Origin of the sequence: Luteibacter jiangsuensis, assembly GCF_011742555.1 — a bacterium.
Lineage (GTDB): Bacteria > Pseudomonadota > Gammaproteobacteria > Xanthomonadales > Rhodanobacteraceae > Luteibacter > Luteibacter jiangsuensis.
In genome coordinates this window covers 1-12,081 of sequence record NZ_JAAQQR010000006.1, presented here as the reverse complement: position 1 = coordinate 12,081, position 12,081 = coordinate 1, and the positions used below count along the sequence as shown (strand labels likewise).

17 protein-coding genes and 1 tRNA gene are annotated in these 12,081 nt (G+C 62.1%); 17 read left to right on the top strand and 1 reads right to left on the bottom strand.

Translation table 11 applies throughout. The features are described from left to right. Nucleotides 1–33: 33 nt before the first annotated feature. The 11 genes from HBF26_RS13465 to HBF26_RS13415 all read left to right on the top strand — a co-directional run bounded on the left by HBF26_RS13465 (nt 34) and on the right by HBF26_RS13415 (nt 5,506). Nucleotides 34–699, top strand: a complete 666-nt coding sequence (locus tag HBF26_RS13465) for a DUF2589 domain-containing protein (protein ID WP_167127402.1) — start codon at nt 34–36, stop codon at nt 697–699. Between the two features lie 69 nt (nt 700–768). Beyond that, complete coding sequence (locus tag HBF26_RS13460) at nt 769–1,029, top strand: hypothetical protein (RefSeq protein ID WP_167024090.1); 261 nt, start codon at nt 769–771, stop codon at nt 1,027–1,029. Between the two features lie 6 nt (nt 1,030–1,035). Continuing rightward, nucleotides 1,036–1,476, top strand: coding sequence for a hypothetical protein (locus tag HBF26_RS13455; protein WP_167127399.1), 441 nt, complete (start codon nt 1,036–1,038; stop codon nt 1,474–1,476). Further along, nucleotides 1,476–1,655, top strand: a complete 180-nt coding sequence (locus HBF26_RS13450; RefSeq protein ID WP_167127396.1) for a hypothetical protein — start codon at nt 1,476–1,478, stop codon at nt 1,653–1,655. Before HBF26_RS13455 ends, HBF26_RS13450 begins: the two co-directional genes overlap by 1 nt. A 31-nt stretch (nt 1,656–1,686) precedes the next feature. Then, nucleotides 1,687–2,097 (top strand): hypothetical protein, encoded by a 411-nt coding sequence (locus HBF26_RS13445; protein ID WP_167127393.1) that lies wholly within the window; start codon nt 1,687–1,689, stop codon nt 2,095–2,097. Between the two features lie 10 nt (nt 2,098–2,107). Further along, entirely contained in the window at nt 2,108–2,437 is a 330-nt protein-coding gene (locus tag HBF26_RS13440; protein WP_167024101.1) for a hypothetical protein, read from the top strand. After that, a complete protein-coding gene (locus HBF26_RS13435) occupies nt 2,434–2,763 on the top strand; it encodes a hypothetical protein (RefSeq protein ID WP_167127390.1) in 330 nt (109 codons plus the stop codon). The genes HBF26_RS13440 and HBF26_RS13435 overlap by 4 nt, the downstream gene beginning before the upstream one ends. A gap of 78 nt (nt 2,764–2,841) precedes the next feature. After that, nucleotides 2,842–3,420 carry a hypothetical protein gene (locus HBF26_RS13430; protein WP_167127388.1) on the top strand — a complete coding sequence of 193 codons (579 nt, stop codon included), beginning with the start codon at nt 2,842–2,844 and terminating at the stop codon, nt 3,418–3,420. A gap of 197 nt (nt 3,421–3,617) precedes the next feature. Next, nucleotides 3,618–4,898, top strand: a complete 1,281-nt coding sequence (gene serS / locus HBF26_RS13425; protein ID WP_167127385.1) for a serine--tRNA ligase — start codon at nt 3,618–3,620, stop codon at nt 4,896–4,898. An 89-nt stretch (nt 4,899–4,987) separates the two neighbouring features. Beyond that, a tRNA-Ser gene (locus tag HBF26_RS13420) sits at nt 4,988–5,077 on the top strand. Between the two features lie 204 nt (nt 5,078–5,281). Further along, the gene (locus HBF26_RS13415) at nt 5,282–5,506 is read left to right on the top strand and encodes a helix-turn-helix domain-containing protein (RefSeq protein ID WP_167127382.1); all 225 of its coding nucleotides are present in this window, start codon (nt 5,282–5,284) and stop codon (nt 5,504–5,506) included. 1 nt (nt 5,507) lies between these two features. Here the strand turns inward: HBF26_RS13415 and HBF26_RS13410 are convergent, their stop codons facing one another. Further along, a complete protein-coding gene (locus HBF26_RS13410) occupies nt 5,508–6,593 on the bottom strand; it encodes a DUF4238 domain-containing protein (RefSeq protein ID WP_167127379.1) in 1,086 nt (361 codons plus the stop codon). Nucleotides 6,594–6,765: 172 nt separating this feature from the next. Between HBF26_RS13410 and HBF26_RS19960 the strand changes: the two genes are divergently transcribed. The 6 genes from HBF26_RS19960 to HBF26_RS19895 all read left to right on the top strand — a co-directional run bounded on the left by HBF26_RS19960 (nt 6,766) and on the right by HBF26_RS19895 (nt 10,870). Next, nucleotides 6,766–7,245 (top strand): hypothetical protein, encoded by a 480-nt coding sequence (locus HBF26_RS19960; RefSeq protein WP_425482997.1) that lies wholly within the window; start codon nt 6,766–6,768, stop codon nt 7,243–7,245. A gap of 84 nt (nt 7,246–7,329) precedes the next feature. Further along, nucleotides 7,330–7,929: a KwaA family protein gene (locus tag HBF26_RS13405; protein ID WP_167127376.1), complete on the top strand. Its 600-nt coding sequence runs from the start codon at nt 7,330–7,332 to the stop codon at nt 7,927–7,929. Beyond that, nucleotides 7,913–8,830, top strand: coding sequence for a Kiwa anti-phage protein KwaB-like domain-containing protein (locus HBF26_RS13400; RefSeq protein ID WP_167127374.1), 918 nt, complete (start codon nt 7,913–7,915; stop codon nt 8,828–8,830). Before HBF26_RS13405 ends, HBF26_RS13400 begins: the two co-directional genes overlap by 17 nt. Nucleotides 8,831–9,003: 173 nt before the next feature. Continuing rightward, the gene (locus HBF26_RS13395; RefSeq protein ID WP_167127371.1) at nt 9,004–9,303 is read left to right on the top strand and encodes a DUF3892 domain-containing protein; all 300 of its coding nucleotides are present in this window, start codon (nt 9,004–9,006) and stop codon (nt 9,301–9,303) included. Nucleotides 9,304–9,701: 398 nt separating this feature from the next. Continuing rightward, nucleotides 9,702–10,328, top strand: coding sequence for a hypothetical protein (locus HBF26_RS13390; protein ID WP_167127368.1), 627 nt, complete (start codon nt 9,702–9,704; stop codon nt 10,326–10,328). Beyond that, complete coding sequence (locus tag HBF26_RS19895) at nt 10,325–10,870, top strand: DUF2188 domain-containing protein (RefSeq protein ID WP_338039676.1); 546 nt, start codon at nt 10,325–10,327, stop codon at nt 10,868–10,870. The genes HBF26_RS13390 and HBF26_RS19895 overlap by 4 nt, the downstream gene beginning before the upstream one ends. Nucleotides 10,871–12,081: the final 1,211 nt, after the last annotated feature.

The following is a 12,081-nucleotide window of genomic DNA, read 5'->3' as shown; positions in this document are numbered from 1 at the left end:
CAAGTCGCGTCAAACATCGCAAGGAGTCACATCATGGCTGACGAACTCGTCAATCTATCCAGCCAGTTCAAGGGTCTGCCCATGGGCGACCTGATCGGCTCGCCACTCACCGCCGCGTGCGAAGCGCAGGTGAAGCTGGCCCAGGCCACCGCGGATTTCATCAAGGTCATCGGCTTCATGCCGCCGGCCGCGAACGATCCCAACGGTGTGGGTGCCACCCGTACCGCGCAGTTCCGCTTCAAGCGCCCCGTCGACGATCCCACCAATGCCGGTGGCATCGCGGAAGAAGACGTGGAACTGGAAGTGCCGCTGCTCGCCATCGTGAAGGTGCCCAATCTCAGCGTCACGAAGGTGGACATCACCTTCGACATGGAAGTGAAGTCGTCCTTCAGCCAAGTGGAAAGCGAAGACAAGAAGGGCGAATTCGGTGCCGAGATGTCCATCGGCTGGGGCATCTTCAAGGCCACCGCGCACGTGTCCGGTTCGGTCGCGACCCACAAGGAAAACACGCGCACGTCCGACAACTCGGCCAAGTACCACGTGGAAGTTCACGCCGAGGACAACGGCATGCCGGAAGGCCTTGCCCGCGTCATGGACATCCTGCAGACCGCCTGCGCACCCCGTCGGGTCAGCCCGCCGAAGGCGGTGCCGGCCGAAGATACGCCGCCTCCCCCGAACGGAGCCGGTAACGGCGGTTAATCCGCGCTTCGCTCCACGCACCTGTCGCGGCGTCCATCCGGCCGTCGCGATTCTTTCCGGGAGAAGAGGATGTTCGACCTGACGGATGTGAAATTCGTGAAACGCGTGGTGGTCGGCAGCGACAACCCGAACCAGATGAGCAGCGAGGCGCAGATCGAGGATGCGCGCAAGCTGCTCAATCGCTGCCTTACCGACACGCCGAAGGGCTGCATCATCGGTATCGAAAAGTGCTTCAACGTGCTGCAGCTGGGCGAACACCAGGTGGTGATGCAGTGGCTCTGCTACCACGTGGGATTCCCGCGCAAGCCCGTGTGGCTGGCGGAGGGCTAGGCGGCCATGGCGACCTGCACCTTCGACCAGTTGCTGTACGCGCTGCGCGTGTCCGTTGAGGCGGCCAACGAGGCATTGCGCCGGCGCCGCCTCATGCACTACGCGGCGAGCGACGCAGGCGATCGGGCCCTGCACGTGGATGTGCCGCGCGATTCCGCCTTCGACGCACCGCTGGAATCGGTGGTGATTCCGCTGAACTGGTTCCGCGATCCGCACGTGCCGCTGGTGACCGAGCTGTCCGTGGAATTCGATTGCCGCCTGCGCTACGAGCGCGGCAGCACCGGCACCGGCGGCCTCGTGATCGACCTGTCGCCGTCGCGCCGCACGTGGTTCCGGAGGAGGGCGCTGCATCGCATGCGCGTGGCCTTCCGCGCCAGTGACGCGTGGCAGCCGGACGTATCGATCGACGGGCGCGTCGTGCCGTTGCCCTTGGCGGGGAACGGCTGATGGAACGCCTGTCGCGCCTGCGCGTATCGCCGGAATGGGAGCGCGCGCTCATCGCCTGTCTGGACGAACCGCCGAAACGGCCGGGCCGCCTCCGTCCGTGGATTCTCGGCTTCGTGCTGCTTCTTCTCGTTTTCGCCGGCCTTGCCGGCATCGCGGTGTGGCTGCGCCTTCCGGTGTAGCCGTGCCATCCACAACGTAAGGGAGACCACCATGTATACGCGTAACCTAAAGGCCCTGGGCGCCGCCGCCCTGATCTGCCTGCTTTTGCCTGCCGCGGCCTTCGCCAAGGACCCGGAGGGTGTCTGGGCGGGCACGCTCAAGCGCGAGAACCTCAACACCGTGGACGCGGAAGTTCGATTCAGCGACTCGAGCGTGCATTTCGGGTCGCCGTACCGCTGCAGTGTGCCCATCGTCCGCGGCGCCGACGCGTCCAGTCTGGCCTACACCTTCGGCACCTCGTCCGGCGGCGGCATGTTCTGCCAGGGCCTGGAGGATGTGACCTTCGTGCTCACGCCGGACGCCGACGGCAAGGTTCTCGCCATTGCGTTTGCCACCAACGGCACGATTGGCAAGGGCAAGTGGGCCGGCAAGCTGCGTCCCGCGTCGAAGCCGAGCCCCTGAGGCCGCCGCCATGGACACCGTGCTGCTCTTCACCCGCTTCTGGCTACTGCTGGCGGCAATCGGCGGCGCCATCCTTCCGGTGGCGCTCGGCAACGAGCCTTCGCGCAAGCGCGCCGTGGTGCAAGTGGTGTGCGGCGCCATGCTGGCGATCTTCCTCGCGCCCGCGCTGGAAGAACGCTTCCTTCCGGACTCGCCGGCGGAAATACACGCCGGCGTTTCCTTCCTCATCGGCTGCTTCGGCCTGCGGGTGACGATGATCGTGCAGCGGCTCATCGACACGCAGGGCGAATCCCTGGCCAACCGTGTGATCGATCGTTTTACCGGAGGAAATCGCCCATGAATGATGGCGCGTTCTATCTGTACAGCAATCTGGCGTGCAACGTGGTGGTGGCCATCAGCGCCGTCTGGTTGCTCACCGACCGCCGCTTCCACCGCCTGATGCGCGCCTGCCATGCGTTGCTGGCCGCCGGTGCGCTGGTGAACGTGGCGGGCATGCTCGGCGCCATCTTCGGCTTCCAGAACATCGACTACGGCCATGTGTGGCCCGGTGAACTGGTGGCGAATTTCGGAACGGGCGGGCTGCTGGTGTTCCGGATCTGGCAAACCTCTCGCAGCCGGCGCGCAGCGGCCCCGCCCGAAGGGCAGGAAGAACCGTCGGCCTCCTGAGCCCCCTGCCAAAAGGCCGATACCGATGGCAGCGGCCCGGACGTACGCTCGGGCCACCATCCTGGGAGGAGAGGAGCCATGCGTATCGCCATTGCGACACTCATCGGTGGTCTGGTGATGTTCTTCTGGGGCGCGTTCGCGCACATGGTGCTGCCGCTGGGCGAGCTGTCCATGCGCGCACCCACGAACGAGGACAGCGTGCTGGCCGCCCTGCGCGAAGGCCTGCCGCCCGAGCACGGGATCTACGTGCTGCCGCACTTCGATCCATCCATGCACGGCAGCGAGCAGGCGATGAAAGCCTATTCGGAAAAGGCGAAGGCCAATCCATACGCCTTCATCGTCTACACCCCGAACGGCAAGGACCCGCTGGCGATGGGCGGCAATCTATTCCACCAATGGCTCTCCGACACCCTGGCCGCCTTGCTCGTCGCCCTGGTGCTGGTCCGCGCCGCGGGCCTCGGCCTGGTACGCGGCCTGTGCATCGGCCTGGCCTTCGGCGTGTTCTCCTGGCTGGCCCTGAGCGTGCCGTTCTGGAACTGGTACCGCTTCCCCGGCGCCTTCACGGCAGGGTATCTGGTGGAGCAGGCGTTCGGCTGGCTGCTGGCCGGCGCGGCCATGGGATGGTGGCTTGGCCGTCAAACGCCCCGCTCTCCGTAGGAGCGCGCCCTGCGCGCGACATGTTTTGAGGCCGTGCCCCGGAGCTGGCGCGCCAGTTTGAAGGCTGGCGCAAAAACACGTCGCGCACAGAGCGCCCACCCACGGCTTGTGGAAGGCATCCCCACCGAAATGCCCCCCAGCGACTTCCGCCCCGTTTTGCGATAATCCCGCATTCGACACCCACGGAAGCCTAGAACATGCTGGATCCCGCCCTCCTGCGCGGCCGCCTCGCCGAAACGGCAGAACGCCTCCGCGCCGCCCGGAACTTCGACCTCGACGTGGCCACGATCGAGCGCCTCGAATCCGAGCGCAAGGCGCTTTCCACGGAGACGCAGGAGTTGCAGAACCTGCGCAACACCCGTTCCAAGGCCATCGGCCAGGCCAAGGCCAAGGGCGAAGACGTGGCGCCGCTGATGGCCGAGGTGGCCGGCATCGGCGACAAGCTGAAGGCCAACGAACACGCCCTGGCCGAAGTGCAGGCCAAGCTCGCCGACATCGCCCTCGGTATCCCCAACCTCCCCGACGAGTCCGTGCCCTTCGGCAAGGACGAGAACGACAACGTGGAACTGCTCCGCTGGGGCCACCCGCGTCCGTTCGACTTCGCGGTGAAGGACCACGTGGACCTCGGTGCCCGTCACGGCTGGCTCGACGCCGAAGCAGGTTCCAAGCTTTCCGGCGCCCGCTTCACGGTGCTGCGCGGCCAGCTTGCGCACCTGCACCGGGCGCTGGCGCAGTTCATGCTCGACCTGCACACCACGCAGCACGGTTACCTGGAACACAACGTGCCGCTGATCGTGAACTCGGACGCGATGCAAGGCACCAGCCAGCTGCCCAAGTTCGAGGAAGACCTCTTCGGCACGCAGGTGGGCGATACCAAGCGTTACCTCATCCCCACGGCGGAAGTGGCGCTGACCAACCTTGTGCGCGAGAGCATCGTCGAAGCCGACGACCTGCCCATGCGCATGACTGCCCACTCCATGTGCTTCCGCGCCGAGGCCGGCAGCTACGGCCGCGACACGCGCGGCATGATCCGCCAGCACCAGTTCGAAAAGGTGGAAATGGTGCAGATCGCCACCGCCGACACCAGCATGGCGCAGCTGGAGGAAATGGTGGGCCACGCCGAAGCCGTGCTCCAGGCCCTGAAGCTACCCTACCGCAAGGTGCAGCTGTGCTCCGGCGACATGGGCTTCGCCGCCGCCAAGACCTACGACCTCGAGGTATGGCTGCCCAGCCAGAACACCTACCGCGAGATCAGCAGCTGCTCCAACTGCACGGATTTCCAGGCGCGGCGCATGCAGGCGCGCTGGCGGAATCCGGCTACCGGGAAGCCGGAGCTGGTGCATACGCTCAATGGGTCTGGGCTTGCCGTGGGCCGCACCCTGGTCGCGGTGATGGAGAATTTCCAGCAGGCGGATGGGTCGATCGAGGTGCCGGAGGTGCTGCGGCCGTATATGGCGGGGATCGAGGCCATCGCCTGAGGTACAATCGGGCGCGCTGGGGCCGGGGCCCCGGCGCGTTCGACGCGGGAAGCCGGGTGGGTGCAATGCGCAGCCGGTGCGGTAAATACGGAGAGATGGCCGAGTGGTTTAAGGCAGCAGTCTTGAAAACTGCCGTAGGTGTAAGCCTACCGTGGGTTCGAATCCCACTCTCTCCGCCAGTAGCCTGAAAACCCAGTTCCTCCAAGGGTTTGAACGCTGGCCGGGGACAGCGTCACCGGGTCACAAATCGGGTCACACGAGACCCCGATGCGACTTCCCCATTACCTGCACTGTTCGCCCACCGGCATCTGGCATTTTCGACAAAGGGTGCCTTCCGACCTCATGCCGTTTTAGGAAAACAGTTCCTCAAGAAGTCCCTGCACATGCGCGACGTCTTATCGGCACAGCGTCTCGCGCTGACCCTCGCTGACAGTCGTGCTCAGGTGGCCGAAGCCCTCGACCGTCCCCAGACCTATGTGTCCGATATCGAGAAGAACCGTCGGGGCGTCGACATGCTCCAGGTCATGGAGTTCTGCGACGTGTTTGAGGTTCCGTTCGATGAGTTCGCCAAGGAAACCATAAAGCGCATCCGCAAAGCCAAGGCCTGACTTACCGGTGGGTGATGTTCTGCACCCGGTAAGTCTGCGCGTGACCCCGTGCTGACCCTGCTACGGTCCCGTTCCTATATGTCCGTCCACGGACTTCAAGCGGGATACGACGGGCACGGCGACGGATTTCCATCTGGGGCAGCGAAAGCCTGACCGGCAAGAGTGGTTCGAAGGTATGGAGCAATTGGGAGCTTGTTCCGTCGGGCCGCGCTGCCGGTTCTGTTTCAACAAGGGCTATCCGTCCGCCGACACGCTTGCCGACCATGGCTTCGCAAATACCCTGAAAGGCTTCTGTTGGCTCGCCTTTGTAGTAGACGTTCTCCACGGCATTGAGAAATTGGAGTTCGTTGATTTGCCGCACGTGGCGGACATCCGTGAGCGTCGAGGCCGTTGAGCCCTGGCGGGTACCGGCAACCTTGTAGACGGTTTGGTCGTAGAGCACCAACACTGCGTTTGGAGACAGCGGCAAGAACGCTTGGAGTCCGGTGTTGAGCCAGCCGAGGACGCCATGATGGTCAATCCCTTCGCAGTACTGGTTATGGAATACCACGGGGTCATCGCAGGTGATGAAGCCTTCAGTGGTCCCGTTGACCAAGAGGTGCATGCCGAGGTCTGTCGCATGGCCGAGCACCTCTCCCAGAAACTGGAAGAGAAGCGCCAAGGGATGGCCCATCGCCGCTTTCAGTTGTTCCCGGTCAGGTCCCTCGACTGCCGCGCCGGGCTCAGGGGCATGAGCGAGCATGAAGTCGGCGAGGGTATCGACTGACTGCATCGAGCGGGCGGTACGCATCTTTTGGAGAACCAGAAATCCTAGCGCATCCTGCCATGTTTCACTTCGTGCCACCGGCGCCGCCCCCTCGTCCAGGATTGAGCGGATGGCATTTGCCGCCGCCCCTTCGAGAACAGAGAGCTTCTGCTCCAACCCCGGACTGAAGGCGTGGAGCTTGTGCCTCGCACACTGGCTTTTGATGGGTGCTCCAGGGATGTGTCTCCGCCGTTCGAAATTGAAGAGCCGGATAGACTTTCCCTCGCCGAATTTCTTCAGGTAGAACTGGGGGACGAAATGGTGTTCCTTCGGTTCGGTCATGGGTCATCCCTGCGTGGATACGGCGATACCCTACCAGCGCAGGTACTCCTTGTGATGGCCCAATTAGAGGGCACCGTCATGACCTTGGACCTCGTTTTTCCTACCTTGCCCACCACCGCCCCCCGCCGTCGGCTTATACGTCCCCCGCTTGGGCACCGGGCCCTTCCTCGGGATGCGCTCCTCACCCCGGCTTCCCGGACATCGTTGTCCAGGATGTCGCAGCGGGGCTTTTTTGCCCGGCACCGACTCGGGCAAGGAGGCCCAATCCATGAATCATGAACTTCAACGTCAGCTCCAGGATGCTGCCTGGGACGGCGACCACCTGTCAGTCGCCGCGCTCATCGACCATCCGGAGGTCGACCCGGCGGGGCAACACTCCGCCGCCTTGCTCCATACCGCGCATAGAGGCCATCTGCGGTGTGTCGAGCTGCTCCTGCCGGTCAGTGACCCCAATGCGCGCCGTTCCGAGGCGCTTCAACGTGCAGCCAAGGGCCGCAAGCCCGGGCATCTCCGGTGTCTACGACTCCTTGCTCGATGGTCTGACACAACCTCGTGGGAGACGTGGGAGTGGGATGCGTTGCCGAACTGGTCAAGAGAGGCGCTTGCTCATAGACGGGCAGACGCGGTTGCGGGGGCTGCCGCAGGGCCATAAGCCAGTGGTATTGTTGCGGCAAAGCCAGAAGGTATTCGGCTGCCTTGCCGTCAGGGGGACGGCAAGGATGACAGGGGAACAAATATGCAGCCCAGGTTTCTCGCCGCCCTGGTTATCTTCATCGGCTCATACCTGCCGTTGTCACTGGTCCTTCTGGTCCAGGATATCAAACCGGCTGTCTGGCAGACGTCGTTCTGCCGCCCGTGGTCCCACGGCATCGGAAGTTGTTCGTTTTCTGTCTTCGCTCATCCCGGCGTTGCCTTGTCGATGGTCGGGCTGACGATGTTTGCCGTTCTGTTCTCCGCCTTGGTCATGCGCCATCTCCGGTTCCGTTATTCCCTTGAGGTGCTTGAGTCCAAACCCGTCCCCAACGACCTCATCAACTATGTTTTTCCCTACGTCGTTTCCTTTATGGGTTTGTCGTACGGAGAGGACCAGAAACTCGCCGGTTTTGCCGTATTCCTCGCATGGCTTTTTGCCATCACCTACCGCTCCGGACAGATAGTGTTGAACCCTTTACTTCTTCTCTTCGGATGGCAGCTCTACGAGGCGAAAATCCGCACGTCCGGTCAGGAGAGAACCGTCCGGATACTGAGACAGGGGGCGCTGCACCATGGGCCGGTGAGGGGAGAGCTTGTGCAGGACTTCTATTTTGTGGAGAGGGACAATGAAGGACAAGTTTGACGCGTTCCGGGCTTTCGATTTCGGCGCTGCCAATGTGCAGCTATGGGTTTTCCGCCAGTCGACAACCGACCGCAAATTCAAGGCGTTGTCGGTCCGCACCGATGCGGAACTCGATGGCCTCCTTAAAGAGTTTGCAATGTCGGAAATCGAGCGCATCACGGAATTCTTGCCCTACAGCTATCTATCCCAGGTCAACGAGAACGGATGTCTTGCCGTCAGCGTGGACGAGACCAATTTCGCTTTCCTGCAAGCGGCGGTTGACCTGCCCCCGCAGGAGCACCAGGCCACCCAGCGCAAGCATCTGGTCGGCGTGACTGGGTACGTTGTCCGGTTTGAACACGACGGGCAAACCGTCTACGCAACCCGTCGGTCACCGCAGTCCTGGAAGACAAAACATCAAAAGGGCCGGGTCATCAACATGGCTTTCAGGAATGGGGAGCTGTCTGCCGTAGAGGAGAAGGATTTTTCGCTCGACCCTCATTTCGACCTGTTTTGCTACGACGGGATGGCGTTCATCGCCAACAAGAAAGGCTTCGAGTCTGTGATGCAGTACAAGACGGGGTACGTCGAAGCGTTTTCGCAGATGCAAAACAAACCGGAATTCATCGCCCTATTTTCGGACATGCAGATTCTGGTCGACGCTGTCGGCGCGAACTCCACCCAGCTCAGGCGGATGGCGGTCATCCAGGAAAAGAACCTCTACGGAGATGACAAGTTCATGCCATCGGTCCGGGAGGTGTGCAAGAAGCGGAACTGGCCTATTAAGTTTAGCGATGACGGCAAGATTATCCCGGAGCCCGAAACTGTCGGGGTCATCCTAAAGATTCTTCTGGACCAGCGGCTGCTCAGCGAGGTTACTCTCAAAATGTATGACGTGCCGGACGGGCAGGTCGTGGTTTAAGGAACTTGCAGGCAGCGCAGCGTCTATATCATTCGGCGTAGGTGAAAGCTGACAGACAAACGGTCCTTCCCGGGCCCATCCTCTTTCCCGCTGTCAGACCGGTGACCCTTGCGGCGAATGCCGCTCCGAGGGTTGCCGGATGGCGAGCGCAAATCCGACAGGGGGAGTACAACATGACCGAATACCAGGTGACCTGTATCACCAAGCCACACCCGGAAAGCCGCTACGAGCACATTACCCATGTGGGCAATTCACAGGGGAACTGGCGGAGGACCCGCGAGGCCGTCATCCGGCGGATAGAAAGTGGGCAAGACACCTTCGTTGTCGTCGACCGGAACACTGGAAAAAGGGCGCTGATTGGTGTCCGGCACGACACAGGCAAAGCCCCCTATCTGCAAACCCACGCGGATGGGTACTGGAACGACAATCTGCTGGCGCTTCCCCAGTGCGGGGCGCTTCCAGTCATCGAGTGACGGAGGAAGCCCAATGGCCATCCGCCGACCGCAGCCACCGCGTCCACCCCGGCCTCCGAAGCCACCGGACCGCATCCAGAACATCCAGACCGTTCGCCCCATCGGCAAAACCAAGTGGGTCCGGGCCCACTGGCGGTGGGACTACGGGACCCATCGTTGGGAGTGGGTCCTAGGACACTGGAGTAAATAACGACGGGTTTGCCGGCGGACCGGGGTAAACTGACCCCGCCGCCGGCTCTGGGCGGATACAGGGGAAAACCATGCATTCGAGACTTCGCCAGGGAGCGGCGGTTCTGCTGCCCCTTTTTCTGTCGTCCTGCGCCACGGCACCGAGTGGCCCGCCCCCGCCATCTTCGCTCATCTTCCCCGGGGGACAGGCGTCCTATATCGCGCCCCGCATGGCCACCGCCTGTGCAGCCGGAGGTGGCCGGCTGGTGACCAACACGGTGACTCTGGTCGAGTGCACCATGCCAATGGGCGATTCGTTCAAGGAAAACATGTACCGGGCGCTTCTTGTCGAGCAGCGGGGCGCGTCGAACCCGGATTTCCATTACCAGTGGACCTTCATCGATTCGCCGGAAGGTACCTTGGCTACGGCCCACACCTGGATTGAGCACCAGAACGCCTTCGGGAAAACCACCCGGGACGATGTCGGCCCCGGTATGGCCGGCAACATCCTCCGAGCGGCCGTGGATGCCTGGAACACCAAGCATCCCCAGGGCGGGGCGGTGGCGGCGGCCGGTCCGGCGACTAGCAAGAGCGTAGATAGCCCGACTCGGGTATCAGCGACCCAGCCCCCTGTCTCTGCACCGCCTGTTCCAGCAGGTCCGGCAGCTGCCCAGACCATGGATGGAGACCCGGCGGAACTCATGAGCGCGAAGGCCGTGGCGGCCAAGCAGCAGTGCTCCAACGTCCGCCGGTATGGCACGGGCTACCGGGCCACCTGCAATTCCTTTGACCTTGTCATGGAATGTGTCGGGGGAAGCTGCCAGCCTGTCCATACGATGCGCTCGGACCAGCCGTGAAGGTTGAACCGGTCACGCCAGCTCCTTCCATCTTGGACCCCATCTTTGACCGGGCCGGCGACACGCTCAGGTATGCCGAACACCTTCTTGTCAAGCGGGTGAAGGTGCACTCCCCTGAAGCCCTCGTGGTCATGGACTCGGTTTGGCATGTGCCGGGGTTTCTGTTCCTCGGGCTTGGTCTCAATGCCAAGCGCCTGGCCCTGACTGAAGTGCCGAGAATTATTACGCATGCTTTAGACAGAATTATGGTCTCAGGCATTCGGCGAGGGGGCGAGGAGGGAAGGTCGTCCCACCATAGGGGGAAAGCCATGACGAAGAAAGACATCCATGTGGTTCCGCACAAGGATGGTTGGGCGGTAATTAAAGAGGGTAATCAGAAGGCCCGTTCTGTCCACCGTACGCAAGCCGAAGCGCTTGTTCAGGGGCGTGACCAGGCGAAACGCGATAAGGTCGAGCTCGTCACACATGGCCGTGACGGTCGCATTCGCGATTCCGACTGCTATGGGAACGATCCGAACCCGCCGAAGGACAAGGTTCCCTGAGCTGCTTGGCGTTTTTCAGGTTCAGCTGATAGCACACGGTGATGGGCCAACGGGCCCCGCAGACGAGTGGCCACGGGGGAGCACGTCACCGACATTCGCTTTGGACTGACAGCACGGCATTTTCGTAGTCTCGCTGAGCATTTTTCTCCCGGCGGAACTCGCTACTGCAGTCTTCGCTCAGTTCCCATTTGCAAAGACATAGCATGTAGCGTTTGGCGTATCCAAAGCTTCGCGCGCTGCTCCTCGAGAGAGAGGCTGTCGAGTCTCTTTCGAGCGAGATTCGACGGCCATAAATGACGGGCCGAAGGCGTATAAGGCTATTATGCTAGAGGCAAATCCAGTCCTTTTCTGGGATGACTCCCTTGATGCTCAGCACGAGGGAAATGCGGGCGCCGGTGGCTTAGACGTGCGCGTATGCGTTGTCGACCTATGTCTGCATCAGTTTCAGCCGAAGACGGAGGGCTTGTGATGGGTAATCAGGATGGCAAGCCGCTGGATACAGGTGACCGGCCTGTCAATGGCCCCCCGGGGTGCCAGCCTTGATGTCAACAGCAGCCAATGCCCGTACAGCAATGTTGCTTTGCGGACTACTCGTAGCGGGCTGTGAGTCGGCACCTCAGGGAGTTGTCGATGATCGGGCCACCACGGCGACCGTGGGATTCACAATCGATTCCAGCCAGACGCCGAGTCAGGCGCTAGTGACATCGACTCTCACTGATCAGACTTACAGGAACTGGAGCAGTCTTCAGCCGTATCTGGCGAACTCCGGCAAGCCTCAGGTCACCTACAAAGACTTTGAAGTCATCAATGGACCTGAGCATCTTGTCATCCTGATCCCGCCTGCATCGTGGGAGACCAAGGGATGGGTGATGGTGTGTGAGGAGGCCACGTACAGGAAAAGCCACGGGGCCTGCGATACGGAAGGCATGGTGGGTAAAGCGGTTGTACACGTGACCGGATGGAGCACCGACATAGAAAGATTTAGAGCCATTGTGAGGAGTGCGTCGCGCGCCGTCACCGAGGCTCGGCTCGGAGAGCCAGTAAAATAGGCGGCAGCTTCATTGTAGGGGTCCTTCACGTCGGGCTTCACCGACGTCCCCCCAGTTTTGAGTAGCACGGCGATTTGGAGTCCAATCCCCCAACTGACGGAGATTGGACGTGAAGAAGCGCTTTTCCGAAGAGCAGATCATCGGCTTCCTGCGTGAGGCCGA